The organism is Fictibacillus sp. NRS-1165, from assembly GCF_050468105.1.
Classification (GTDB): Bacteria; Bacillota; Bacilli; order Bacillales; family Fictibacillaceae; genus Fictibacillus_C; species Fictibacillus_C terrinigri.
The window spans coordinates 30486-55030 of sequence record NZ_JBDPNU010000056.1; the positions used below are offsets into that span (position 1 = coordinate 30486).

Here is a 24545-nt window from a genome sequence, read left to right on the forward strand (position 1 = left end):
CAGTTTGATCCAGAGAAAAAGGATAGGGAGTAGGGACAAAAATTGAATAGTCATAAAAGAACATCATTGAGCCTGAAAGGATTTAATTTATTTTCGTTCTTTGCCTTTGGAAGCTTGTTTCCCCTGCTCGGAGTTTACTTCAAGGAAGTAGCCGGGCTTTCGGGAACGGAGATCGGTACATTGATGTCGTTGAGCCCTGTGGTGATGATTTTTGCGCAGCCGATGTGGGGGGTCATTACGGATTATACGAGAAAGCCGAAGCATGTACTTGCTGTATCTCTCCTTTTTACGGCATTGATCGGTTATGCTGTGCTGTTCATTGGGACGTACGGCTCGCTGATCATTATGCTGATCCTCCTTGCACTTTTTCAAAGTGCGATCGTACCGATATCGGACAGCATTCTTTTGAACTACGTTAATAAGACCAATCAGGAATACGGCAATTACCGGTTGTTTGGGGCGATTGGTTTTGCTTTAGCGGTATACATGATGGGGAAGCTATCTGAGATGTCGGGCGTCTCAGTGATCTTTTATTCCTTTGCTTTAAGCTTGCTTCTTTGTTTGCTGCTGATAAGAAGCATGCCGAGAGAAGGGGAATTGCTGAAAGTGGATTTGCGTTCCGGCCTTTCTCACCTGATACGAATGCCGAAATATATGGTGTTTCTAGTCACCACTTTTCTTGTTTTCGGCCCAATCTTTGCCAACAATTTTTACTTCAGCTTTTATATACAGGGGATTGGTGGAACGTTAGCTGGAGTGGGTATCGCATTCCTGCTTGCAGCTGGCAGTGAAGCGCCATTCATGAAACTGGCGGGCTTCGCACTCAGGAAGTTTGGCGTCATCCACATTATGATGTTTGCAACGGCCGTTTCCGCCTTAAGATGGATGTTTTATTTTTTTCAGCCGTCCATCACAGTGGTGCTCATAACAACAGTTGTCCAGGGATTTTCCGTAGGTTTGTTCATTCCGGCGGCCATTGAATATATCCGGGATAACACGCCACCAGATGTAAGGGCTACAGCGGTTTCCTTATATACTGCGGTAGGTAATGGACTAGGTGCATGGTTCTGTACGTTTTTGGGAGGCATGATTTTTGATAAGTATTCGATCTTTATCACCTATCTTTTCTTTGGCATTCTTTCGTTTGCCGGCCTCTTTATGATCGGTATTTTAATGCGGCTTCAGTCCAGAGAAAAGCTGGGACTCAGTTCAGGGATATAAAAAGTCGGCTCAAGATTCCAATATGGAAGTTGAGCCGACTTTCTTATTTTTATTCAAATTGAAACAGGTCAGTGGAAAGGTAACGCTCTCCAGAATCACATGTGATACATACAACAACTTCATCCTTGGAAAGCTTTTTCGCGGCTTCAACGGCGCCAAAGACGGCAGCTCCGGAAGATGGGCCAACGAGGATACCCTCTTCTCTCGCGAGTCTTCTGACGGTCTCATAGGCTGGATCATCTTCTACTCGGATGATTTCGTCATACACCTCTTGATTTAAAATGGAAGGTATGAATCCTGGGCTGGTGCCTACCAGTTTATGCTTGCCTGGTTTCCCGCCAGATAAAACAGGGGAACCCGCCGGCTCGACAACATGCACTGTCATATCAGGGAAAGCAGCCTTCAGTGTTTCACCTGTGCCCGTAATCGTCCCACCCGTACCTGCCGGGGCTACAAAAGCGCTCAATGGCTTATTTAGCTCCTTCATAGCATCAATAATTTCAACAGCCGTGGTGGTTCGATGAGCATCAGGGTTTGCTGCATTTTCAAATTGCATAGGCATAAAGCTGTTTTTTGGATCCGCTGCCAGCAGTTCTCTAGCCTTTCTGATGGCGCCTGGCATTTTTTCATCTCCAGGAGTGAGTACGACTTCTGCACCATAGGCTTTAAGCAAGTTGATTCGTTCCTCGGTCATAGTATCAGGCATAACAATAACCGCCTTATAGCCTCGTGCTGCCGCGTTCATTGCCAGGCCAATTCCAGTGTTTCCTGATGTCGGTTCAATAATGGTATCGCCTGGCTTTAAAAGACCGGATTTTTCTGCCTCTATAAGCATGTTATAAGCAGCTCTGTCCTTTAGGCTTCTGCTTGGATTATAATATTCAAGTTTTACGTAGATGGACGCTCCGTCAGGATCCGGAAGATGGTTCAAGCGGACTAAAGGAGTATCCCCGATCAATTCTGCTATGTTTTGAACAACTTTCATGATTTGCACATCCTGTCGTTTTCTCTTTAAAGAAAGTATATCAAATCCAACATTTAAAAGAAAACAAGCAAGCTTGGATGGTTGCAAGGTGATCGTTTTTGGTAAGATAAGAATAATTCCCTTTAATGGAGATGAAAGAATATATGAGTAGACATGTTTTTGCTGCCGTTCCAATTCCTTCTGATGTAAAGTGTATCATCGGGGAACTTTCAGGGACGCTTCAGGAAAATCTTCCGTTTAAACAATGGGTTCATCAAGAGGATCTTCATCTGACACTGGCTTTTCTTGGTAAAACCCAACAAGATAAGCTTATCCACCTGAAAAGTTTGTTCCATGACCATATTCAAGAGCTTCCATCCTTTTCGCTTACCGTTACAGGAGCGGGATTCTTCGGCAAGAAGTCCCAGCCCCGTGTGTTCTGGCTTGGAGTGGAAGAAGAGGAAAGGCTGTTTGCCTTGCAGAAAATGGTGAATCGTCTTTGTCAGCAAGCCGGTTTTCAGTTGGAGTCCAGGCCGTATTCTCCCCATATTACACTTGCCAAGAGATGGGGAGATACAGATGCAAGGATTGATGTTGTTTTTGATGAGAGTATGACCAAGCCCGCCGCGGGCATTTCCTTCGACGTTCCTTCGATCGTGCTGTATGAGACCCATCTGGATAAAGATCCTAAATATCACGTCATCGAAGAGTTTTGTCTTAAAGGAGAGGACAGCCTTTGAAAATATTCGTCATTACCATTCAGATCGGTATTTTGTATTTGTTTCATATGTTGGGCGTATGGATTTCAGAGAGTTTGCATTTATTCATTCCGGGCAGTGTCGTCGGAATGATTTTATTGTTTATAGCCCTAAGTACAGGGAAATTTAAAAGCAAATGGGTGAGTTCAGGGTCGACGTTTATGCTGGCGTATCTTCCGCTTTTCTTTATTCCTGTTACTGCAGGAATCATCAAATATCCTGAGTTTTTTACTGTAAAAGGGCTGCTGCTCATAGCCTCTACGGCTGTATCCACGTTTTTAGCAGTAGCAGCCACAGGATGGTCGAGTGAACGCCTCGTGTCCAAGAAGGAGGCATCGGTTAATGCACTGGACTAGTCTTATTTTTATAGTAATTACGGTGCTTCTTTTTATCGCGATGAGAAAAATATATGAAAGATGGAGGTCGGCTTTTCTTATACCTGTTCTGACAACAACATTGTTTATGGCTGTAATCCTCCTGCTCACCCATATCCCATACGAGAAGTATATGGAAGGCGGAAAATGGATTGAAGAACTGCTCGGTCCCGGTGTGGTTGCTCTCGCTTATCCGTTGTATTTATACAGAGAGAGCTTGATGCGCCACCTCTTACCCATTATTGTCGGAGTCCCGCCGAAGAGCCACCAATTAAAGTTCGTAGATTTGCTGCTGAAGGCTTCTTTGACTAAATCTATTTTGCGCAGGGAATGGGAAGACAGCAGGGGATTAAAGGACTAGTGGCGGTCTTTGTCGAATGTTATCTTATACATGCTTTTAGGACAAGGACTTGCTAATGAAACTCTACTTTTTTATAATTCATGCAAACAATAAAAAGGCCCGAAAGATCTGGAAAGCCGTAAAAGAGGTTCTTTCAGCTGAAGGTGTGGCTTACCGCTCTTTTTATACGGAAAGCGAAGGCCATGCGCTGGAGATTGCAAAAAAGATCTCCTGCATTAACCGGGATCTGATCGAGGCCGTCATAACGGTTGGCGGGGATGGGACCATCCATGAAGTGATCAACGGACTGGAGGACAGCCCTGAAATTACGGTGGGCTTTTTGCCAGGCGGTTCTGGCAATGATATTATCCGGGGATTAGGATTCAACAAGAACAAGAGTCTGGCCTATATTTTGAAATGGCGGCTATTAAATAAAAGGAACGCAAAAAGAATCATCGATGCGGGAATGCTAAGCTTTCCCGGACAGGCAAGGCGTAACAAACGGTTTGTAAGTACGGCCGGGATCGGATTCGATGGTGAAGTGACGAAGCTGACCAACCGATCAACATACAAGAAATGGCTGAAGCGCTTTGGAGCAGGCAACCTTGCGTATACTGTAAGCATGTTTCGTCTTCTTTTTACATATAAACCGGTTGATGCCGCTGTAACCGTGGATGGATTGGAGTATAAATTTCCATCGGTCTGGCTGATTGCAGCGGGCAACTTGCCTTATTATGGGGGCGGAATGAAAATCTGTCCTTCGGCTAAACCGGATGATGGCTTGCTTGAGCTTTGTGTCGTCCATGAACTTCATCCGCTAAAGCTGCTTTTTCTCTTCGTTACGGTGTTTTGGGGTAAACATGAAGATCTGGACGGGGTAACTATTCTTGAAGGAAGAGTTATTTCCATAACCAGCAATGAGCCGTTAACCGTACAGGCGGACGGGGAACTGCTCGGTACAACCCCTGTTGAATGTACGCTCATGCCCTCAGTACTATCCATAAGAGTCTGACATTCATTCGAAAAGTTAGGCAAAGTGAATTCTGTTTTTCTAACATTTGGATAAAATAATAAGAAGAGCATATCGATGATGAAGGTATTACAGGGGGTGGGCCGGCATTTTGAACCATAAACCGATTGCGGAAGCAGAACGGATCGAAGCATATCTCGATACTTTTACAATGGTCACGCTCGTCATTTTTACAGAAGTGCCGAGAGAGGCCTATTTTTACGTGACGGATCATGAAAGGGTTTACCCATTAAAAAAGATATCTGAACAGCGGTTGGAGGACCGGCTGCTTTTTCATATGGTGCTTGATCAGAAACTTCCCATCTATCGAGATTACTGGGTGGTATATCCGGATGGAGGGGAAATCCCGTTAAAAACGGGAGCTGTAGTCAGAACAAAGGAGTTTGATGAGGTCTTCGCCTATGAAAAAAAAGATCTAGGGGCCGTTTATAGTCCTGAGAAAACGGTATTTAAAGTATGGGCACCTACGGCGTCCACTGTAAGATTAAAGCTGTTTACGAGTGCGAGTACAGCTTTCGAGCACCCTATGAAGCTCGGAGATCGGGGGGTATGGGAAGCGGAAATAGCAGGCGATCATCATCTTCACGAATATTGCTATTTAGTCAGGGTAAACCATACTGTCAATGAAGCGATCGATCCTTATGCAAAAGCCGTAACGGTCAACGGGAAGAGGGGAGTGGTGATCGACCTTAATAAGACCAACCCCGAAGGATGGGAAACGGTTAATTCGCCTCTCCCCCTCAAAAAAACAGACAGCATCATCTATGAGCTGCATGTCAGGGATTTTTCCATCCACCCGTCAAGCGGGATGAAGCACAAAGGGAAGTACATGGCATTTACTGAAAAAGGCACGTCTGGTCCTGGCCACACCACTACAGGAATCGACTATTTAAAAAACCTCGGTGTCACGCATGTCCAGCTCTTGCCTGTCAACGATTACGGCAGTATAGATGAAACCAAATCAGACACGGAGTATAACTGGGGATATGATCCGCTCCATTTTAATGTCCCTGAAGGTTCATACGCGACGGATCCTGCGGACCCGGTCTCAAGGATAAAGGAATATAAAGCTTTGATCGCCTCCCTGCATAATAATGGCCTGCGGCTTATCATGGATGTCGTTTATAACCATGTGTTTATCAGAGAGACGTCCAATTTTGAAAAGATTGTTCCAGGCTATTACTTCAGGTTTGATTATGGCGGAAACCCTGTCAATGGAACGGGTGTTGGAAATGATACCGCTTCCGAACGATTTATGATGAGGAAATTTATCATCGATTCCGTGCTTTATTGGACGAAGGAGTATAAAGTGGACGGCTTCCGTTTTGATCTAATGGGGATTCATGACATCATAACGATGAATGAGACCTATAAAGAACTGGCGAAGATCAACTCTTCTGTTTTTATTTTGGGAGAAGGATGGAAGATGAACACGTGGCTGGATGAAGACCAAAAAGCCTGTATTGATTCTGCACGCAGGATGCCGGGGATCTCGTTCTTTAATGACCGTTTCCGCGACCTTGTAAAAGGGAATATTTTTCATGCCGCCAATGAAGGTTTCATTAATGGGGATACTTCACAGATCGAGAGGCTGTATGAAAATGTATCAGGCAACTCAAAAGAGCACGGATTGTTTAATACACCGGGCCAAAGTATAAATTACATTGAATGCCATGATAACCATACGTTATGGGACCGTTTGCTTACGCTGCACCCTAATGAAGATGGGACGGTACTAAGAAAAAGGCACCTGCTTGGAACAGCACTTACGGTTTTTTCACTGGGGGTACCGTTCCTCCATGCCGGCCAGGAGTTTTTTCGCAGTAAACAAGGGGATGGTAACAGCTATAAATCTGGCGATTCAATCAACCGGCTCGATTGGGAGCGAAGATCTAAATTTGAAAAAGATGTGCAATATGTTACCGAGCTCCTTCAAATCAGAAAGAACCATCCCGCTTTTCGTTTGGATGAACCTGAAACGATTGAACACTCCTTATCTCTTCTCGACGGGCTGCCTGAAGGAATGATTGGGTTCAGGATCAAAAGCTCAGAAAGGGTGGACACATGGAAAGATATCCTCCTCCTGTACAACAGCCATCCAAGCGAGAAGGTTTACCAGCTCCCATCCCCTGGCGATTGGACAGTGACGGCAGAGGCGCTGGAGGTGAAGGAGGATGGATTGTATAAAACAGATTCTGGAACGCTTCTCATTCCTCCTCTAGGATTTACGATGGCTGTCCAATCGGCCGAATAATTTTTTATGGAACATAAATATGTACGATTTTTTCTCAGGCTGTGTTAAAATAATGTATTCGTAGAGGTTTTTTAATTTTAAATAAGGTGTTTATTAACCGATATAAAACAGGACATATTAACTTTCCGCATGAGATTGAAGGTGAACGATTTGGAACATCTACTAGGCAAAGGCTGGCAGATCATGCCGGCTGGTGGGGCAACAGGAGAAGCATATCAAGCTAAATATGAAGATCAGACGCTTTTTCTTAAGCGCAATTCGTCACCTTTTCTTGCAGTACTTTCTGCGGAAGGAATTGTTCCGAAATTATTATGGACAAAAAGATTGGGCAACGGAGATGTGATTACGGCTCAAAAGTGGCTAAACGGAAGGGAACTTAAAGCATCCGAAATGATGAATGATGCTGTAGGAAGACTATTAGGCAGAATACATAAGTCTTCTGAACTCCTTGATATGTTAAAACGCCTGGGTAAGAAGCCGCTCACTCCAGAACTGATTATTGATGATATAGAAACCAACATTCAATATCAACATGAATGTCCTCCGAAAATTAAGGAGGCCGTCCGTTATTTAAAATTACAAAAAAACGTCATCCAGCATGACGAGAAAGTCGTCTGCCATTGTGACGTTAATCATAATAACTGGTTGTTGAGCGAAACCAACGAGTTATATCTCATTGACTGGGATGGCGCGATGATTGCTGATCCGGCCCTTGACCTGGGAATGCTGCTGTACTGGTATGTTCCGCGTGATAATTGGTCAAAATGGCTCTCCACTTACGGAGTGGAATTAACCGTTGATCTTCAGCGCCGAATGCATTGGTATATCGTCGCACAAACCATTTTGTCGGTATTTTGGCATAGCGATAGGGAACATGACGCTGAAAAGGAATACTGGTACAATTTTTTAAAGCAAGTTCTGCAAAAAAGCTATTATATTAATTAACCGTTCGACAATTTCCATTTATTCCCCAGGAAATCTCTGTTCATTTGCTATGAAAAGTGATCCGGCTGGATCGTATTCAGCCAATTTTCGATATGCGGCTTATGATTTGTAATATGTTGTTCAAGGTTTTCATGGGTGGAGCCATCATGGCTATAGGTGTTAATGAGACCCAATACGTCTTTCACGTCATTATTAAAATTCCCATGCTGCATCAGTTGGTTAGCCAGACGTTCCAACTGGGCGCACTCCTGCGGCGTACCCTTGCAATCCGTATGATGATCTTGAAGAATGTCCCTTAACAGGGTAAGCTGATGGGTATAATCAAGCGGCATTTATCTTCACGTCCTTCTAATGAGCTGTTGGTAAATGTTTTAATAATCATAGGGTATGGAATACAGAAGAATTTATCCGCAACGAACCGATGCGGATTCTTTTTTTTGAATGGTGAATTTAACCTAGCCTTTTGCTTTGCCGCTTTTCGTGTTAAAATGTCGAAGGTGTGCAAACGGTATTGGATGTAAGAAAGGAAGATAGATCATGCGTCAGCGTTTTAAACCATGGGCAAAAGAAAAGCTAAATGATTATCCTGAAATTGTTGCCCCCAATCCTGCTGATTTAAAAGGCAGATGGAACGAGTATTTTGGGAACGATCATCCGATTCATATCGAAGTCGGGACGGGTAAAGGAAAGTTTGTGACTGGAATGGGGAAAGCCCATCCGGATATCAATTATATCGGTATGGAAATTTACGATAGTATAATCGTCTCAGCCTTGGAGAAAATTGTTACGGAAGAGATCGGCAATGTTAAACTGATCAGAGAAAATGCCCAAAAGCTGACTGATTTTTTTGAGCCGGGTGAGGTGTCAAGAGTGTATCTTAACTTTTCCGATCCATGGCCGAAAAACAAGCATGAAAAGCGGCGTTTAACTTACAAATCGTTTCTGTCCACTTTCGAAACCATTCTTAAAGACGAGGGAGAAATCCATTTTAAAACGGATAATCAGGGTTTATTTGAGTATTCCCTCCATAGCTTCTCAAAATATGGCATGATCCTAAAACAAGTTTGGCTTGATTTGCATAAAAGTGATTTTAAAGGAAATATCATGACGGAGTACGAAGAGAAATTTTCGTCCAAGGGTTTCAGGATTTATCGGACAGAAGCGCAATTCCGTTCCAAAAAGTAACCCGGGAATGCCCGGGTTTTTTTATTTGCCTGAAAATCTGCAGGCAATATGGTACACTGAATTCAGACTATTTTTAATTGTTGCAAAGGAGAGAGTCTTACAATGGATCAATGGAAACTAGGCCGTCTGACGTTAACCTGGCTTGATGGCGGGGTCACTCATATGGATGGGGGTGCCATGTTTGGTGTAGTGCCAAAGCCGCTTTGGAGTAAAAAATATGCTGTGAATGAGCTGAATCAAATTGAATTGAGAACAGAACCGATTTTGCTTCAGGGGTTCGGAAAGAACATCCTGATCGAGTCAGGAATCGGCAACGGGAAGCTAAGTGAAAAACAAAAGCGCAATTACGGTGTGCATCAAGAATCTGTCATTGAAGAGAGTCTGGAAGAAATCGAAATATCAGCCGCTGATATTGACATCATATTGATGACGCATATGCATTTTGACCATGCCTCTGGGTTAACAAAGCGTGAAGAAGGGGAGATCAGGCCGGTTTTTGAAAACGCTGTCATCTATACGTCTGAAACTGAATGGGAGGAACTGAAGAATCCGAATATCCGTTCAAGAAATACATACTGGGAAGAAAACTGGAAACCCATTGAACACCAGGTGGAAACATTTAATGAATCATTTGAGCCTATTTCCGGCATTAAGATGATCCATACGGGTGGACATAGTGACGGGCACAGTATTATCGAAATCCAAACCGAAGGGACTGTCCTCTATCACCTGGGGGATATAATGCCAACCCACGCACATAAGAATCCGCTTTGGGTACTCGCTTATGATGATTATCCAATGACCTCGATATACGAAAAGCAAAAATGGATCAAGCCGGAAACATGGTACTTTTTTTACCATGATGCTGTGTACCGCGCAGTGAAATGGGATGCCGGCGGAAAGATCATAGAGAGCATACCTCGGCAAAAAAAGTAAGTCTTTGTCAAAATTTCCGGGTAAATAAAAAGGAAATATATGATATGATGGAAGAGATTAGAATTGGAATAGGACTGAAAGCAAGGAGGATTTTGATGAAAAGGAAGATTGTTGCACTATTGTCCGTTTTTACTCTTGTTTTTTCTTTTGCCTCTATCGCTTCCGCAGCTGGAGCGACAGCGGACAATGAAATGAAAGCATCCATTGAAAAAGGGCTGAAAGAAAAGCACTACGATTACAAAAAAGGCAGCATTGAGATCACAGATCTGAAGACGGTACCAAACAATGATCCAAAGCTCGACACTGCTGAAATTGTTGTCGGAATGGGTTCTTACAAAACATTGAGAGATAATGTCTTTTACTTCAAACATAAGGATATTGTCTATTACAATCCGAAAAACAATAAAATGCTGACAGAGCAGGAAGTTGCAAAAGCAGGTCCTGAGCTTGAGCAGTATAAAAAATCGCATGAAGACCAAGTGGGCACGAAGATGGATTACATCGTGATTATTCTGCTTCTTTCCCTTGTCTTGCTGATCCCTTTATACTTGTTAACGATTTGGGAAAAAGGACAGTACCTTACAACGAAATTCAAAATTAAAAATAACTTGTACAATCATGTGAAGGATTTTAACTAATAATAAAAAGCGCCGCATACACGCGGCGCTTTTTCTCGTCTGCTTTTATTAAACAGATTGTTCATTAAGCCAATATTTCGGCTTTTTCACCATGTTTTGAAATATCAAGAATCGTTCCTGTTTTTGCATCAATCATAAAATCAAACTGAGTAAGAGTAGAGTTGAGTGTGCTAGAAAGTCCGCCTTTGTAAACGGTATATGGGAGTCCGAAACGCTTCACTTCTTCGGTGTGAACTCCGATCCAGGAGCCGGTGACCATAAATTCATCTTTTGTTCGGCTCTTTACAATGTTTAGGGCTTTTTCAGGAGTCAGGTTCTGTGGTGTTCGCTTTGCTGCTGAGTATCCTGCTGCGAAGCCGGCCACTCCGGCGAGAATCCATTTGCTTGCTTTCATTTTCAGCATCTCCTTTTTCTGTTGTAATTTCCCCATACAGTATAACAGAAAGCTTTAGTTTTTCTGACATATTTGCTATTCTTAATAGGCAGTTATAAAAATGAGGGTTCGAAATTCCCGCCCCTCGCTAAAAAAAACTAGGGAGCGTGGAAACTTATATAATCTTTCACTCTCTCCCGAACCATCTTTTGGTGTAGGGATTTTTTTATGGGTATTCCATGTTCTTGGAAGGATGAATGATGTGGAGTTTGAAATTCCGAAGAAGGTTCAAAAAATAGATGAAGATATAGAGCGAAGCAAGCTGAAGTACCATCATAAGCGAGTTGCAGTAACGAAAGAATTTACATTCGATGCTGCTCACCACCTGCATTGCTATGAAGGGAAATGCAAGAACCTCCATGGCCATACGTATAAGCTGATACTGACGATCAGCGGCTTTGTTGATCCGGTGGGAATCTCGATGGATTTTGGTGACATTAAAAAGATCTACAAAGAAGCGATCGAGAGCAGGCTGGATCATCGCTATTTAAATGAAGTGCTGCCGGACATGAACACAACAGCTGAAAATATGGTCGTTTGGATCTGGGAAGAATTTGATAAAAAATTAAAAGAGTACCATTGGAAAGAAAAAGGGTTCCGCTTGGAAGAAATCGTTTTATATGAGACACCTACAAGCTATGCAACCTTAAAAAGGGAGTGGATGGAACATGACGAATCATTTTAACCTGCCGTCAACTGACGTCTATTCTCAATGGAAGGTTCCGATGGTAGAAATCTTTGAGACCATCGAAGGAGAAGGGATGGCCGCAGGATTTCCTACGATTTTTGTACGGGTATTCCATTGTAATCTTCGGTGCACGTGGTGTGATACAACTTACAGCTATGCTCCAGCTAAACCGGAATTTGAAGCAACGATTGAAGAAATCATCGAGAGAATCAATACATTTTCATCTAAGCGAATTTGCTTTACAGGCGGAGAGCCGCTGATTCACCGGGAAAAATCTGCTGCACTCCTTAAAGCGATGGCTGAAATTGAAAGAATAGAAGATATTCATATAGAGACAAATGGTGCGATCCCTCTTGAACCGTTTCAAGTACTAAGGGAGAACGATCGCTGCATTAACAAAAAAGCAAGGTTTGTTATGGATTATAAACTTCCCGCTTCCGGAGAAATGGATCGCATGGTTCATGAGAACTTCGATTACTTGGAGCCTCAGGATGAGATTAAATTTGTGATCGGCAGTGATGAAGATTTCGATCTCGCAGCATCTGTCGTCAACATGCATCACAAACAAGGACAGGTATTGTTCAGTCCCGTGTGGGAAACGATGCCGCCTGCAAAACTTGTAAACAAAGTTCTTCAGGCGCGCATGCCGGATGTAAAAGTCAGTATGCAGCTTCATAAAATTATTTGGCATCCGGATAAGAGAGGGGTATAACATGAAAAAAGCGGTTATTGTATTAAGTGGCGGATTGGACAGTACAACCTGTATGGGAATTGCAGCGGATGAAGGTTATGAACTGTACCCGCTGACCTTTAATTATGGCCAGCGGCATAGCCGTGAGGTGCTTCAGGCCCAAAAGGTTGCACAACATTACAAAGTGAACGACCATCGCATCGTCGATATTGCGTTTCTAAATCAAATAGGCGGCAGTGCTCTGACAGATGTCTCGATCGAAGTGCCGATGGAAAAGGGTGAAAATGAAGAGATTCCGGCTACCTATGTTCCCGCCAGAAACATGATATTTCTTTCACTAGCAAGTGCGTATGCGGAAGTAATCGGAGCTGAAGCCGTCTATATCGGTGTGTCAGCGGTTGATTACAGCGGATACCCTGACTGCCGTCCGGAATTTATCAGCAGTATGAATGAAACAATAAATCTTGCTACCAAAGCAGGAACAACGGGGGATAAGATCAGGATCTGCGCTCCTCTAATGCATCTGACAAAAAAAGAAACCATCGAAAGAGGCCTTGAACTGGAAGTTCCGTATCATCTGACGACCTCCTGTTATAATGGCGAAGAAGAGGCATGCGGAGAATGTGACAGCTGCCAGCTGCGGTTAAAAGGGTTTGAAGAAGCCGGCGCGGCCGATCCTATTCCTTATCAATCTTTTTAAGGAGAATGATCCCTTTTGTGGCATTGGAAAATTTTTGTTTCCAGCGTTACAATAGGGGTATACATATACTTGCTTTCCGAAAGGAGAAACAATGAATACTGAAACGCTGGATTTATTTCGCACTTTAACGGAGCTGCCCGGCGCACCCGGATTTGAGCATGAAGTAAGAAAGTTTGTCAGAAAAGAAATCGAACCGCTTTCCGATGAAATTATTCAAGACGGGCTTGGCAGCATTTTTGGTGTCAAACATGGTGAAGGGCCAAAGGTCATGGTTGCCGGCCACATGGATGAAGTCGGCTTTATGGTAACAAGGATTACAAAAGCAGGTATGATTCATTTTGAAACCCTTGGAGGCTGGTGGAGCCAGGTTCTCCTTGCACAGAGGGTGCAGATCATTACAGATCAAGGACCTGTCATTGGTGTTATTGGTTCCGTACCGCCGCATCTTCTGGTAGAGGACCAACGGAAGAGACCGATGGATATAAAGCACATGTATATTGATATCGGAGCCGATAACAAGGAAGATGCTAAAAAGATCGGCATCCGTCCGGGCCAGCAAGTCGTCCCGATTTGTCCTTTCACACCGATGGCCAATCCTAAAAAAATTCTTGCCAAGGCATGGGATAACCGTTATGGCGTTGGACTGGCGATTGAGCTGTTAAAGGAAGTGAAGGGAACCAAACTGCCAAACCAGCTTTACTCTGGTGCTACCGTTCAGGAAGAAGCGGGCCTAAGGGGTTCTAAAACAGCCGCTAATCTGATAGAACCTGATATTTTCTATGCACTGGATGCAAGTCCTGCCAATGACATGACTGGTAATGAAAATGAATTTGGCCATCTTGGAAAAGGGACATTATTGCGCATTCTTGATCGTACGATGATCACACATAAAGGACTGCGGGAGTTTATATTAGATACGGCTGAAACCCATAAAATTCCCTATCAATATTTCGTTTCCCCAGGCGGAACTGACGCAGGAAGCGTCCACCTTTCAGGAAAAGGGGTTCCATCAGCGGTTGTAGGGATCTGCTCCCGTTACATTCATACACACGGTTCGATTGTCCATATTGATGATTATGCTGCTGCCAAAGAACTACTCATTAAACTCGTAAAAAGCACGGATCAAACCACATTGGACAGCATCCTGAATGATTAAATGGCCAGCCAGGGTAATAGTATGAAAATTGCGGTTGGATCGTTCAATCCGGCGAAAATAAAAGCAGTTGAAAACGTGTTGAATGAAACGGTTCAATCGATGGATGTACCTTCAGGTGTTTCTCCTCAGCCGTTTTCAGATGAAGAGACGAAGCTTGGCGCAATGAACCGGGCTAAGGCTTGCATAGCAAATGGTGCTGATCTTGGGTTTGGTTTGGAGGGCGGTGTCTCTGAAGCTGAAGGAACCTTGTATTTATGCAACTGGGGGGCTTTAGCGGACAGGGAAGGCAAGGTTTTAGTGGCAAGCGGAGCAAAGATTCCCCTGCCGAAGGAAATCGCTGAACCGGTCAGAAAAGGTCATGAACTGGGAGATGTCATGGCCAGCCTCACTGCGGATAAACATGTTCGAACAAAAGCGGGCGCCATCGGCATTTTTACGAATGGTATGCTGGCAAGGGACGAGATGTTTGAACATATCGTCAAGATGCTTTACGGGCAATACAACTATTATCAAAACAGATAGAAGCTAAAAAAGCTCCCTAAACGGGAGCTTTTTTCTGTTTATTTTACTTGTCCAAGATCTTCATTCAGGTGAACATCGCCAATCCGGTCCGGCTCTTCCGGCTCCTCATGGGAAAGTTCATCGTGCTGAGCTGCGGCTGCTTCCTGATAAGCTTCTTCCACGGATTCGGGCTCCACCGGTTGTTCTTCTCTATCAAGTTTGGCCGTTTCTCCAAGATGGAACTGCTGAACTTCATTCTGCAGGTTAAGCGCAATTTCCTGCAGCTCGTTCGCTGCAATGTTCACTTCATTGATCGCCCGTTTCTGGTGAATGCTCGATTCACTGACCTGTTCACTTGTAGCCACTGATTCCTGAGAGATGGCACTTACTTCGTGAAGTTTTTCAGAAAGGCCGATATTTGCTTCGCCAACATGATGTATTGCTTTCTGAATATGGCTGATCTTTTCATGGATAGCAGTGACATTTGTTCCGATGGACTCAAAAGCATGTTTTGTCATCGAGACCGATTGGAGCTGCTCGTTTCTGTATACTTCAAACCTTGACGTTTCCTGTGCAAGATTATCCATCTGGCTTCCCATCCGTTTAACAAGCTGCTGGATCTGCTGAGCTTCATTTTTTGAACGTTCAGCCAGCTTTCTCACCTCAGTCGCCACGACAGAGAACCCTCTGCCAGCCTCACCCGCTCTGACCGACTCTATGGCAGCGTTCAATGCAAGCAAATCCGTGCTTCTAGCAATCTCCTGAATGGTATGTACGATGGAATGGATCTGTTTGGACTGTGCATTGGCATCCTGTATTTCAGAGATAAGATCGTTCGCGAGAGAGATGAATTTTTCGGAATGCGTATCGAGCTGCTGAACGGTTTCCATTCCTGATTTACCGTCTTCCTCTGCTTGCAGAGTATCTTGTGCGATCTGTTCACTTATAGAAGCTGTTTCCTGGATGGCGTCTGTCACTTCCGATAATAGAACGGTACTCTCATGAAGATGATCTGCCTGGCTCTGTGCCCCAATGGAGACTTGCTGAACCGCATCGGAAACTTCCTCTGTTTGTGCGGTCGTTTCTTGGGATATCGCGGCAAGGTGCTGGGAGGAAGCAGCCAGCTGTTCAGAAGCATACTGTACTTCACTCATGGATCGCTGCATTTTTTCGGCCATCCTGTTAAAGGTGTCAGCGAGCTCTCCCATCTCATCATTGGAGGTGGTTAGTACCCTGTATTCCAGGTTTCCGTTTCCGATAACCGTAGCGCCCTCTTTTAATAATGAAATGGAGCGTGCGATTGAACGGGTCACTATAACGATCGCAGAAATACTGATCAAGAACCAGGTGAGCAATGATTTTAATCCGGATTGTTGATCTGTCAGTTCAGCTCGCTTCTGGTCGTTGGATTTTTCGATCTTCAAAATGGAAGTTTCAACGTTGCTTGCAATCGTTTCAAATTCACCTGTCATTTCATTGATTTGTTTAGAGGACGATTGGATGTTGCCTGCTGAAGAAGTGTACTTTAAAAGCTTGGTTTTGAAATCGGCCAAATCGTCTTTGGGGAGAGCGGCGTCCGGCAGATTCCTGAAATTTAGCCACATTCTCTTCGTTAAAGGCCAAGTAGAATTCTTTTTCATACTTGTTCATGATGAGAAACTGATTGTATAGTTGAATATCCTTCATGCCGGAAACTTTCCTTTCAAAGTTTGACGACGTTTCAGCCATCAATTCTTTGAGCCCGGTGATCTGAGCGGCCATAGAAGAAGTAGAATTAAAGGAAGTTCCATATTGCTTAATTTTTTTTGAGATATGGTTGTATTCATTCTTTAATGAACGATTATTGGCGTTCTTTGCATAATTTTCTACTTTCTTTTGCAATGTAAGAACTGAAGAGTTGATCTCTTTTGCTTTTTCTGTGGAAGGAAGCCGCAAGTAATCTTGTTCTTTTTTTGCGGACGGTTGTCAGTTCACTGTAGATTTCTTTGCTTTGAATGCTGTTCTGCTGCAATTGTTCCTTTTCTTGATCCATCCTTCCGCTAAACCAGACATAACATGCCATGAATCCAATCATGATCAGCATTCCGATCAAGCTCATAAACAGCATGAATCTTACTCTGTTGCGTATAGACATGTTCATTGTGTGCCCCCTTTATATCCTTACTATCGGAATCTTTTTAATATTGTTTTATAAAGCACAAGAACGCATTGAGAATTTTCCGATGAAACACGAACTGTCTTTACAGATGTTAATACTCTTGTATAATAAATGGGATATGTCTGGTATCATAATCCGTCATTAAAGAAAGAGGAGAATAGATGTGCGTTATTTTCTGAAAAAAAAAGGGGTTTCCCTTTCGCCGAAAGTTTACTTTATAACAGGTTTCAGTTACTTTGCCCTCGGTTTGATGTCGTCTCTGGTGGTCGGTTTAATATTAAAAACGGTCGGCGAGCAGGCTGGCTGGCCGTTTTTTATAAAAATGGGGAGCCTTGCTATGACTTTGCTCGGTCCGGCGATCGGAGCGGCAGTCGCTTATGGACTTGAAGCTCCGCCACTGGTCCTGTTTGCTTCGGTTGTTGCAGGATCTGCAGGAGCAGAGCTTGGAAGTGTCGCAGGGTGTTTTGCAGCGGCCTTAATTGCGGTCGAAGCCGGAAAACTGGTGTCCAAGGAAACAAAGGTGGATATATTAATTACTCCGGCAGTTACGATTCTCACTGGGTATACAATGGCTTATTTTGCGGGTCCCGGCATTGCACAGTTCATGAAGGGCTTTGGCCATCTTGTCATGTGGGCTACCGAACAGCGGCCGTTTATTATGAGTATCCTTGTGGCCGTGCTGCTCGGAATGGCTCTTACCGGTCCGGTTTCAAGTGCGGCGATCGCCATCATGCTCGGATTGGAAGGATTCGCGGCGGGTGCAGCTACGATCGGATGTGCGGCGCAGATGATCGGGTTTGCAACAATCAGCTACAGAGATAATGGTATCGGAGGCTGGATTACGCAGGGAATAGGCACATCAAAGCTGCAGTTCCCCAATGTGGTCCGCAATCCGAAAATTTTAATCCCGCCTACCCTGGCCGGAATCATCCTTGCCCCAATCGGCACATTGGTCTTTCATATGGTCAACATCCCGGCAGGAGCTGGGATGGGAACAAGCGGGCTCGTGGGGCAGATCATGACGCTTCGGACCATGGGTTTCAGCTGGCTGGTGTTTTTGTACATTTTTCTATTGCATTTTGCTGGACCAATTGTGATCAGTCTGGTAGCTTCAGAATGGATGAGAAACAAAGGATACATTAGTCCAGGAGATATGAAAATAAACCAATAAAAGGAGAGTTATGCATGAGAACCATAGAATGCAACGAAGAATTCAATAAAATAACACAGCAGGGAACTGTGATTGCTGTTTTTTCAGCAGACTGGTGCCCGGATTGTGTTTTCATTAAACCGTTTCTTCCGGAGCTAGAACAGGAGTTCAGCCAGTATACATTTGTCTTTGTTGACCGTGACCAGTTGATCGACCTTTGCCGGGAGCTCGATATTTTTGGTATCCCGAGCTTTGTTGCTTTCCATGAAGGAAAAGAGGTCGCAAGGTACGTAGACAAAGAACGCAAAACGAAGGAACAAATCTCTGCTTTTATAAATAATTTGCCGGTCAGCGCCAACAAATAAGAGAAATGTGTTAAAATCTTAAGAGGACGTTTACACGTCATGCATTACATTAAGAAAGGGCGTTATTAATGGCTAGGGTAGAAGTAAATCATAAGAAATACGAAGGCATTCGTTTTGATATAGAAGATGAGAGCGTCATTTTGGTTGATATTTTAGAGACCATTCCTTACGAGTATGTTGGAAAGGATACAATGGTAACGATTCCGACAACAGAGTTTACCTCTGTATGTCCTTGGTCCGGGCTTCCAGACTTTGCGGACATCATCATCAGCTATATCCCGAATGAAGACCTTGTCGAGATGAAATCATTAAAATACTATCTTACTTCTTACAGAAACGTAGGAATCTATCAGGAGCATGCAACGAACAAAATGAAGGAAGACCTCGTTGACCTTCTTAAACCGAAGTACCTTAAAATTGTCGCGACATGGAATGCGCGCGGAGGATTGGGCACAGAAGTTGTTGTAGAATATAAACAAGATTGATGTAGTGCAAGTTTTCAGCACTGAGAAACTTGCGCAGGGCACCACATTTATTTCAAAAAACCTCCGGTCAGGAGGTTTTTTATGCTTTCATACTGGAGGGAGATAACATGAGTACAAGCCTGAAGCTGAAAAAAGTGCTTGAAGAGCGGCTGGACCGCCCTGAGTGGCAATTATCATACGACCGTGAAACAGAACAGCTAAGAATAGAGCATAAGGAGCATCAGAAGGGAATTACTCTTTCTCTTTCGGGGCTGGCTGTTGAATGGCAAAACAAGAAGGATGCCTTTTTGGATGAGCTCGTATATCATGTGGAAGAAGCGCTGAATGCGATTGATGCAGCTCCCGGAACCAAGGAAGAAAAGAACATCTATCCTGTGATCCGATCGACCTCATTCCCGACAGAATCGCCGGAGGGAGACGCTTTGATCCATGAGGAGCATACGGCGGAGACGAGAGTTTTTTATGCCCTGGATTTGGGGAATACGTACCGTCTAATCAGTGAAAAGATGCTGGAGGATTTGAAGATCAGCAGAGAACAGTTAAGGGAAATAGCGCGTTTTAATGTTCGTTCATTGGGAACTGAAATGAAGAAGGATGAGGTTGCCGGCAACACATTCCACTTTATCAACCATAATGACGGCTATGATGCGAGCAGGATTCTGAATTCGGCTTTGCTTGACCGGATGGAAAAGCAAGCAACAGGAACACTTGCAGTTGCAGTTCCTCATCAGGACGTCCTCATCTTGGCTGATGTCCGCAACAACCAGGGGTATGATATTTTGGCGCAAATGGCGATGCAGTTCTTCATGAACGGCCGTGTGCCCGTAACTGCACTCCCTTTCTTATATGAAAAGGGTGAGCTGGAACCTGTTTTCATCCTGGCAAAAAACAAGCCTGTCGATGAAACAGAGGGAGAGTAGGAGATTCAATGAAATTCTTGGTAAAAATGGCTTTAAAAAAGTCATAAAAGCAGGTTCAAGGCCGAAAATTATCAATAGGATAGGTCGATGAAAAGCGAAACATCCGGATTTTGCTGAATGATAGGCAGTATTTGGCGGCTTTTTTTCCATTCAGGGCGGCAAAGCAATAACCGCAACGCCCGCCACTTACCATAACCGCTAGAGCAATCTAGTGGTTTTTATATTTTTGGATTTGTTGGCAATTTTTTCTTAAAGAATGTGACAATTTCCGCTACAATAAAAAGATAGACCTAGAAAAAAAGAAGGTGATGGCAATGTCGTGGTTTAAAAAAATGATGAAGTTTATGTTTGATGATGAACCTTCTGACGCAGAAGAAACAATAAATCCGGAAATACATAACGAAGAAAAAGCAGTACCTCCTCAACAACGGTCTGTAGGACGGTTTCAAAACAGCCAAAATCATTCTGCAGCACGGATGGTGAGCCGCTACCCGTCAGAAGGAAAGTTCCGTTTTCCTCTCGTTTCAGATGAAGAAGAGATCGGTACTCACCGTTCAGCCAGAATGAAAAATCCTGGCTATTTAAAGGCGCCTGATCATAGAGATGCGAAAGAAACCTATCATTCTCCAAATGACCAAAAGAAAGAGGCTCCTCCTAAAAAAGAGAAATTGGAGACTGCATCTAAAGAAGAAAAGGCAAAGGTTTTCAAGCCTTCAGAAATTCCATCCCCTATCTATGGCTTTGGCAATCGTGATGGCCGGAGTATAAAAGGGGACTCGAATTCGACAGAAAACAGATACAGCAGTTCACCTCCAAAAAGCCAGTTTAAGCCGACGGAGATTCCTTCACCTATTTACGGATTTGGCAACAGAGGCAAGAAGGAAGAAAGCAGCCCGGCTGCTTATGATGACCGGCCGAAGAGCAGTTTCAGGCCATCAGAGGTGCCATCCCCAATATACGGCTATGGCGAAAGAAGACCAGATACGATTCTGAATCCCGGGCTTTGGAAGCTGTCAGAGATTCAAAAGAAAAAGATTCCGGATCAAGATTTAATGGATGAGCTTCTCAAAGAATCAAGTTCCATTAAAGAGCCAGTTGTCCTTCAAAGCCATGATGAAATGGAGACGGTCGTGCAAGAACATCGGAAGGAACAGCCGATCGAACATATCCGATCTAAAGACGAACCTCTTCTTCTGCTGGATGAATTTAAAAGGGATATCATCGAGCTGCCTGAACCTGCTGAACGTGTTCTTGACCTGGACAGTTCCACAGAATTCATGCCAGAAAGTAAAGCGGCTGAGCAGAGAGTGGAAGTCAGCCTTCCTGCGTCTGAAGAGGAAACGGTGTATGAAGCTGTTTTCACAGATCCAAAACCAGAACCGGAAGAAAAGGTGTCTGAAAGTGTTCCGTTGGAATCCTATACAGAACAGCATGAGGGGGCTTATGCACCGATTGTTGAAGAGACAACCAAAGACGTGCCTCTGCCGCAAAAAGCACAAGAGAAAAAGCCTGGAGGTTCATACGTACCTTTTAATGTACTGATGCTGAAGAAAGACCGTAAGTCGGCAGAAAGGCAGCAAGAGGCAAAGCGCCGGCCGGTGCAAACTGAACAGGCAGTCGTGGAATCACCAGAACCCGCTTCACTTTCATTCCCTCAATCGAATCTGCTGCATCATCCCCCGGTTCAGGAAGAGGATGACAGCATTTGGATGGAAGAACAGAGGGACCTGCTTCAATTAACGCTGGATAACTTTAATGTCAACGCCAGAGTTGTAAATATGACGAAGGGCCCTTCTGTCACAAGATTGGAAGTACAGCCAGCGCCTGGTGTTAAAGTGAACAAAATTACTAATCTGAGCGACGACATTAAGTTAAGCCTGTCCGCTAAGGATATTCGAATCGAGGCACCAATTCCCGGTAAGAACACGATTGGAATCGAGGTGCCTAACCGCAGAAGCCAGGCGGTGTACTTGCGAGAAATCCTGGAGAGTGAGGAATTCCGAGGCAGTTCTTCGCCGCTGACTGTAGCACTGGGACTCGATTTATCGGGTTCACCGATCGTGACTGATCTGCAAAAAATGCCTCACGGACTCATTGCGGGAGCAACGGGTTCAGGTAAGAGTGTATGCATCAACTCTATATTGGTTTCATTAATGTATAAAGCTTCACCAGAAGATGTTCGCCTACTTCTCGTTGACCCGAAAATGGTAGAACTTGCTCCTTATAATGCTATTCCGCATCTGGTTACGCCTGTCATTACAGACCCTAAGGAAGCAACAACAGCTCTGAAATGGACAGTGGATGAAATGGAGCGCCGGTACGAAGCCTTTGCGAGGAACGGCGTGCGTGACATTAAACGATATAATGACAAGATGAAGAGCGAACAGCTTTATGCCAACAAGATGCCATACATCGTCGTGGTGATAGATGAGCTGGCTGATCTCATGATGGTCTCCCCGCAGGACGTGGAAGAAGCGATCTGCAGGATTGCCCAAAAAGCGAGAGCATGCGGCATTCATCTGCTGCTCGCAACACAGAGGCCTTCGGTTGACGTGATTACCGGCTTGATCAAAGCGAACATTCCTACTCGCGCAGCGTTCGCCGTATCGTCTGCCATTGATTCAAGAACGATCATAGATATGAGCGGGGCGGAGCGGCTGCTTGGCCGCGGAGATATGCTGTTCCTGGAGAACGGCTCGAGCAAAGCCGTTCGTATTCAGGGGAATTTTGTTTCGGATGAAGAGATTGAACGAGTCACCGCCTTTGTAAAAGAACAATATCCGACCAACTATTTATTCAGCCGCGAGGAACTGATCCAGTCCAATCAGGCCGTTGAACAAGAAGACGACCTGTTTGAAGAAGCATGCTACTATGTACTCGATGTAGGTGCAGCCTCATCCTCAAGCATCCAAAGAAGATTCAGGGTTGGCTACAATCGTGCTGCCCGGCTTGTAGAAATGATGGAAGCTTTCGGACTTGTATCAGAAGCGATGGGAAGCAAACCCAGAAATGTCCTCATGACACAGGAAGAATTTCAAAGCAAAATGTACAGTGAGGCAGAAGTATAATAGGAGAGTCGAAAGAGATGTCCAGGAACAGCCGCATGGCTGACTGCGGGCATCTTTTTTCGTTTCCATCCTTAACCGCCTTCTTTACTTGCTTCAGGATGCAGTTTCTCTTGTTTTCTGAAGAGTAGTTCTATATTATAAGGAAGTATGAGTCTTGCAGGCTTAATCAAGATAATGATATAACATAAATTGCAAATTTCTTGACCAGGTGATGAGGAGTTTATATGAAAGAGATTGAATTGAAGTTACAGGGAAAGATCAAACGCTTGACCAATCAGACGTTCAAATTCGATGAACGGGCAGGTGACGGCTGGTTCTCGGCTGTGTACTTCCTGAAAACATGTGAAATTGTAAAAAAATTCAAGCCCGATAATATAGTAACGATGCAATTTTTTCAAAAAAACGAAGCGGTTCTGTGCGGTACAGATGAAGCAATTGCCTTAATCAAGACATTTGCAAAAAATGCGGATGGACTGGAGATTTTCTCGCTGAAGGATGGAGATAAGATTTCCCCTTTTGAAACGGCGTTTACCATAACAGGACCCTACCAAAATTTTGGGTTCCTCGAGGGAATGCTTGACGGAATCTTAGCGAGAAGGACTTCTGTTGCCACTAATGTATATAACGTTGTTAAAGCGGCGAGTATTTCAGGTGTTCAGAAGCCAGTGATCTTTATGGGGGACCGCGATGACCACTTCGCTCAGCAGGCGGGTGACGGATATGCTGCCTACATTGGCGGATCAACGGCTCAGGCCACCCATGCAATGAATGAATGGTGGGGCAAGCAGGGGATGGGAACGATGCCACATGCTCTACTTCAGCTGTTCGGCGGAGATATCGTTGAAGCGACAAAGGCGTATCATGAAACGTATCCTGAGGATGAACTGATGGCACTTGTTGATTACAACAACGATGCGATTACTGACTCTTTAAAAGTAGCAAGAGAATTTGGCAGCGAATTAAAAGGGGTTCGGATTGATACCTCCCGAACGATGGTCGATCAGCATTTTTTCCGCAATCCTGAAGTTTTAGGAAGCTTCGATCCGCGCGGTGTAAACCCGGAACTCATTTTTGCCTTGAGAAAAGCGCTTGATCAGGAAGGGTTTCAGCATGTTAAAATCGTGGTCAGCGGAGGATTTACGGAAGAACGCATCACCGCATTTGAAAAGCTGGGAGTACCGGTGGATATATACGGAGTGGGAAGCAATCTGCTTAAAATTAATATCGGATTTACCGGGGACAATGTTTTGATGAATGGCAAGCATCAGGCGAAAGCGGGACGAGTCTACCGTCCGAATCCCCGTCTTGAAAAGGTAGAGTAGAACTCTTAGATATGTCTAAGAGTTTTACCTCATTTCAGGCTATATAAATATGGAAATCGAGAGCAAAATAGGAAAGAATGTGTAACCAAATACCTCTTTTGACCAATCCTTCAGAAGTAATGGAGATAGACTTTATTTTTTGCTATAATGAGAAAATGAGTTGGTTACTGCTTAGCTCTTTATTGATTATCATTACTATAGCAGCAGGCATATACTGACAGAAAATAGGCCTTGAAAAATGGGCCGCCTGAAGCGGCGGTTCT

At 44.2% G+C, this 24545-nt stretch carries 27 protein-coding genes; 21 read left to right on the forward strand and 6 right to left on the reverse strand.

Annotated elements, in window-relative coordinates; translation table 11 throughout:
* Positions 1-42: 42 nt before the first annotated feature.
* Positions 43-1221 (forward strand): MFS transporter, encoded by a 1179-nt coding sequence (locus tag ABHN01_RS21490; protein WP_429877212.1) that lies wholly within the window; start codon positions 43-45, stop codon positions 1219-1221.
* Between the two features lie 49 nt (positions 1222-1270).
* Here ABHN01_RS21490 and cysK read toward each other — a convergent pair whose 3' ends face one another.
* Positions 1271-2206 (reverse strand): cysteine synthase A, encoded by a 936-nt coding sequence (gene cysK / locus ABHN01_RS21495; RefSeq protein WP_429877213.1) that lies wholly within the window; start codon positions 2204-2206, stop codon positions 1271-1273.
* A gap of 143 nt (positions 2207-2349) precedes the next feature.
* Here cysK and thpR point away from each other — a divergent pair, with 143 nt between their 5' ends.
* From thpR to ABHN01_RS21525, 6 genes are all read left to right on the forward strand, one after another.
* Entirely contained in the window at positions 2350-2925 is a 576-nt protein-coding gene (thpR, locus tag ABHN01_RS21500; protein WP_429877214.1) for an RNA 2',3'-cyclic phosphodiesterase, read from the forward strand.
* Complete coding sequence (locus ABHN01_RS21505; protein WP_429877215.1) at positions 2922-3299, forward strand: CidA/LrgA family protein; 378 nt, start codon at positions 2922-2924, stop codon at positions 3297-3299. The genes thpR and ABHN01_RS21505 overlap by 4 nt, the downstream gene beginning before the upstream one ends.
* A complete protein-coding gene (locus ABHN01_RS21510) occupies positions 3286-3678 on the forward strand; it encodes an LrgB family protein (protein WP_429877216.1) in 393 nt (130 codons plus the stop codon). Before ABHN01_RS21505 ends, ABHN01_RS21510 begins: the two co-directional genes overlap by 14 nt.
* 55 nt (positions 3679-3733) lie before the next feature.
* A complete protein-coding gene (locus tag ABHN01_RS21515) occupies positions 3734-4669 on the forward strand; it encodes a diacylglycerol/lipid kinase family protein (RefSeq protein WP_429877217.1) in 936 nt (311 codons plus the stop codon).
* A 109-nt stretch (positions 4670-4778) separates the two neighbouring features.
* Entirely contained in the window at positions 4779-6941 is a 2163-nt protein-coding gene (pulA, locus tag ABHN01_RS21520) for a type I pullulanase (RefSeq protein ID WP_429877218.1), read from the forward strand.
* A 150-nt stretch (positions 6942-7091) separates the two neighbouring features.
* On the forward strand, positions 7092-7886 hold the full coding sequence (locus ABHN01_RS21525; protein WP_290398658.1) for a phosphotransferase family protein: 795 nt from the start codon (positions 7092-7094) through the stop codon (positions 7884-7886).
* A 47-nt stretch (positions 7887-7933) separates the two neighbouring features.
* On the opposite strand, the gene ABHN01_RS21530 is transcribed toward ABHN01_RS21525, so the two are convergent.
* Positions 7934-8218 (reverse strand): YtzH-like family protein, encoded by a 285-nt coding sequence (locus tag ABHN01_RS21530; RefSeq protein WP_429877219.1) that lies wholly within the window; start codon positions 8216-8218, stop codon positions 7934-7936.
* Positions 8219-8423: 205 nt separating this feature from the next.
* Here ABHN01_RS21530 and trmB point away from each other — a divergent pair, with 205 nt between their 5' ends.
* The 3 genes from trmB (at position 8424) to ABHN01_RS21545 (ending at position 10645) form a co-directional block, all read left to right on the forward strand.
* On the forward strand, positions 8424-9071 hold the full coding sequence (trmB, locus tag ABHN01_RS21535) for a tRNA (guanosine(46)-N7)-methyltransferase TrmB (RefSeq protein ID WP_429877220.1): 648 nt from the start codon (positions 8424-8426) through the stop codon (positions 9069-9071).
* A gap of 102 nt (positions 9072-9173) precedes the next feature.
* A complete protein-coding gene (locus ABHN01_RS21540; RefSeq protein ID WP_429877221.1) occupies positions 9174-10007 on the forward strand; it encodes a YtnP family quorum-quenching lactonase in 834 nt (277 codons plus the stop codon).
* A gap of 95 nt (positions 10008-10102) precedes the next feature.
* Positions 10103-10645, forward strand: a complete 543-nt coding sequence (locus tag ABHN01_RS21545; RefSeq protein ID WP_429877222.1) for a hypothetical protein — start codon at positions 10103-10105, stop codon at positions 10643-10645.
* 64 nt (positions 10646-10709) lie between these two features.
* Here the strand turns inward: ABHN01_RS21545 and ABHN01_RS21550 are convergent, their stop codons facing one another.
* Positions 10710-11039 (reverse strand): PepSY domain-containing protein, encoded by a 330-nt coding sequence (locus ABHN01_RS21550; protein WP_290398663.1) that lies wholly within the window; start codon positions 11037-11039, stop codon positions 10710-10712.
* 241 nt (positions 11040-11280) lie between these two features.
* Here ABHN01_RS21550 and queD point away from each other — a divergent pair, with 241 nt between their 5' ends.
* The 5 genes from queD to ABHN01_RS21575 all read left to right on the forward strand — a co-directional run bounded on the left by queD (position 11281) and on the right by ABHN01_RS21575 (position 14835).
* Positions 11281-11763 carry a 6-carboxytetrahydropterin synthase QueD gene (gene queD, locus ABHN01_RS21555; RefSeq protein WP_429877223.1) on the forward strand — a complete coding sequence of 161 codons (483 nt, stop codon included), beginning with the start codon at positions 11281-11283 and terminating at the stop codon, positions 11761-11763.
* Positions 11747-12478 carry a 7-carboxy-7-deazaguanine synthase QueE gene (locus tag ABHN01_RS21560; protein WP_429877224.1) on the forward strand — a complete coding sequence of 244 codons (732 nt, stop codon included), beginning with the start codon at positions 11747-11749 and terminating at the stop codon, positions 12476-12478. The genes queD and ABHN01_RS21560 overlap by 17 nt, the downstream gene beginning before the upstream one ends.
* A 1-nt stretch (position 12479) precedes the next feature.
* The gene (queC, locus tag ABHN01_RS21565) at positions 12480-13157 is read left to right on the forward strand and encodes a 7-cyano-7-deazaguanine synthase QueC (protein WP_429877225.1); all 678 of its coding nucleotides are present in this window, start codon (positions 12480-12482) and stop codon (positions 13155-13157) included.
* Positions 13158-13248: 91 nt separating this feature from the next.
* Positions 13249-14313, forward strand: coding sequence for a M42 family metallopeptidase (locus ABHN01_RS21570; RefSeq protein WP_429877226.1), 1065 nt, complete (start codon positions 13249-13251; stop codon positions 14311-14313).
* Positions 14314-14334: 21 nt separating this feature from the next.
* Positions 14335-14835, forward strand: coding sequence for a DUF84 family protein (locus ABHN01_RS21575; protein WP_429877227.1), 501 nt, complete (start codon positions 14335-14337; stop codon positions 14833-14835).
* Positions 14836-14873: 38 nt separating this feature from the next.
* On the opposite strand, the gene ABHN01_RS21580 is transcribed toward ABHN01_RS21575, so the two are convergent.
* Genes ABHN01_RS21580 through ABHN01_RS21590 form a run of 3 tightly spaced genes read right to left on the reverse strand, consistent with a single transcriptional unit; the run spans position 14874 to position 16954 of the window.
* A complete protein-coding gene (locus ABHN01_RS21580; protein ID WP_429877228.1) occupies positions 14874-16367 on the reverse strand; it encodes a methyl-accepting chemotaxis protein in 1494 nt (497 codons plus the stop codon).
* Complete coding sequence (locus tag ABHN01_RS21585; RefSeq protein WP_429877229.1) at positions 16300-16695, reverse strand: hypothetical protein; 396 nt, start codon at positions 16693-16695, stop codon at positions 16300-16302. Before ABHN01_RS21585 ends, ABHN01_RS21580 begins: the two co-directional genes overlap by 68 nt.
* Positions 16655-16954 carry a hypothetical protein gene (locus ABHN01_RS21590; protein WP_429877230.1) on the reverse strand — a complete coding sequence of 100 codons (300 nt, stop codon included), beginning with the start codon at positions 16952-16954 and terminating at the stop codon, positions 16655-16657. Before ABHN01_RS21590 ends, ABHN01_RS21585 begins: the two co-directional genes overlap by 41 nt.
* A 181-nt stretch (positions 16955-17135) precedes the next feature.
* On the opposite strand from ABHN01_RS21590, the gene ABHN01_RS21595 reads away from it, so the two are divergent.
* The 6 genes from ABHN01_RS21595 to ABHN01_RS21620 all read left to right on the forward strand — a co-directional run bounded on the left by ABHN01_RS21595 (position 17136) and on the right by ABHN01_RS21620 (position 24282).
* Positions 17136-18143 (forward strand): PTS transporter subunit IIC, encoded by a 1008-nt coding sequence (locus ABHN01_RS21595; RefSeq protein ID WP_429877231.1) that lies wholly within the window; start codon positions 17136-17138, stop codon positions 18141-18143.
* A gap of 14 nt (positions 18144-18157) precedes the next feature.
* Complete coding sequence (locus tag ABHN01_RS21600; RefSeq protein ID WP_429877232.1) at positions 18158-18487, forward strand: thioredoxin family protein; 330 nt, start codon at positions 18158-18160, stop codon at positions 18485-18487.
* A gap of 68 nt (positions 18488-18555) precedes the next feature.
* Positions 18556-18972, forward strand: a complete 417-nt coding sequence (gene queF / locus ABHN01_RS21605; protein ID WP_429877233.1) for a preQ(1) synthase — start codon at positions 18556-18558, stop codon at positions 18970-18972.
* 107 nt (positions 18973-19079) lie between these two features.
* The gene (locus ABHN01_RS21610; RefSeq protein ID WP_429877234.1) at positions 19080-19892 is read left to right on the forward strand and encodes a DUF1444 domain-containing protein; all 813 of its coding nucleotides are present in this window, start codon (positions 19080-19082) and stop codon (positions 19890-19892) included.
* Between the two features lie 314 nt (positions 19893-20206).
* Complete coding sequence (locus ABHN01_RS21615; protein ID WP_429877235.1) at positions 20207-22960, forward strand: DNA translocase FtsK; 2754 nt, start codon at positions 20207-20209, stop codon at positions 22958-22960.
* 224 nt (positions 22961-23184) lie between these two features.
* The gene (locus ABHN01_RS21620; protein ID WP_429877236.1) at positions 23185-24282 is read left to right on the forward strand and encodes a nicotinate phosphoribosyltransferase; all 1098 of its coding nucleotides are present in this window, start codon (positions 23185-23187) and stop codon (positions 24280-24282) included.
* Positions 24283-24545: the final 263 nt, after the last annotated feature.

Coding starts and splice junctions, on each gene's coding strand:
- ABHN01_RS21570 (WP_429877226.1), top strand. CDS start 13,249: ATGAATACTGAAACGCTGGATTTATTTCGCACTTTAACGGAGCTGCCC.
- queC (WP_429877225.1), top strand. CDS start 12,480: ATGAAAAAAGCGGTTATTGTATTAAGTGGCGGATTGGACAGTACAACC.
- ABHN01_RS21510 (WP_429877216.1), top strand. CDS start 3,286: ATGCACTGGACTAGTCTTATTTTTATAGTAATTACGGTGCTTCTTTTT.
- queF (WP_429877233.1), top strand. CDS start 18,556: ATGGCTAGGGTAGAAGTAAATCATAAGAAATACGAAGGCATTCGTTTT.
- ABHN01_RS21550 (WP_290398663.1), bottom strand. CDS start 11,039: ATGAAAGCAAGCAAATGGATTCTCGCCGGAGTGGCCGGCTTCGCAGCA.
- ABHN01_RS21575 (WP_429877227.1), top strand. CDS start 14,335: ATGAAAATTGCGGTTGGATCGTTCAATCCGGCGAAAATAAAAGCAGTT.
- ABHN01_RS21620 (WP_429877236.1), top strand. CDS start 23,185: ATGAAAGAGATTGAATTGAAGTTACAGGGAAAGATCAAACGCTTGACC.
- ABHN01_RS21530 (WP_429877219.1), bottom strand. CDS start 8,218: ATGCCGCTTGATTATACCCATCAGCTTACCCTGTTAAGGGACATTCTT.
- ABHN01_RS21515 (WP_429877217.1), top strand. CDS start 3,734: ATGAAACTCTACTTTTTTATAATTCATGCAAACAATAAAAAGGCCCGA.
- ABHN01_RS21545 (WP_429877222.1), top strand. CDS start 10,103: ATGAAAAGGAAGATTGTTGCACTATTGTCCGTTTTTACTCTTGTTTTT.
- ABHN01_RS21600 (WP_429877232.1), top strand. CDS start 18,158: ATGAGAACCATAGAATGCAACGAAGAATTCAATAAAATAACACAGCAG.
- ABHN01_RS21590 (WP_429877230.1), bottom strand. CDS start 16,954: ATGAACATGTCTATACGCAACAGAGTAAGATTCATGCTGTTTATGAGC.
- cysK (WP_429877213.1), bottom strand. CDS start 2,206: ATGAAAGTTGTTCAAAACATAGCAGAATTGATCGGGGATACTCCTTTA.
- trmB (WP_429877220.1), top strand. CDS start 8,424: ATGCGTCAGCGTTTTAAACCATGGGCAAAAGAAAAGCTAAATGATTAT.
- ABHN01_RS21560 (WP_429877224.1), top strand. CDS start 11,747: ATGACGAATCATTTTAACCTGCCGTCAACTGACGTCTATTCTCAATGG.
- ABHN01_RS21610 (WP_429877234.1), top strand. CDS start 19,080: ATGAGTACAAGCCTGAAGCTGAAAAAAGTGCTTGAAGAGCGGCTGGAC.
- ABHN01_RS21540 (WP_429877221.1), top strand. CDS start 9,174: ATGGATCAATGGAAACTAGGCCGTCTGACGTTAACCTGGCTTGATGGC.
- thpR (WP_429877214.1), top strand. CDS start 2,350: ATGAGTAGACATGTTTTTGCTGCCGTTCCAATTCCTTCTGATGTAAAG.
- ABHN01_RS21615 (WP_429877235.1), top strand. CDS start 20,207: ATGTCGTGGTTTAAAAAAATGATGAAGTTTATGTTTGATGATGAACCT.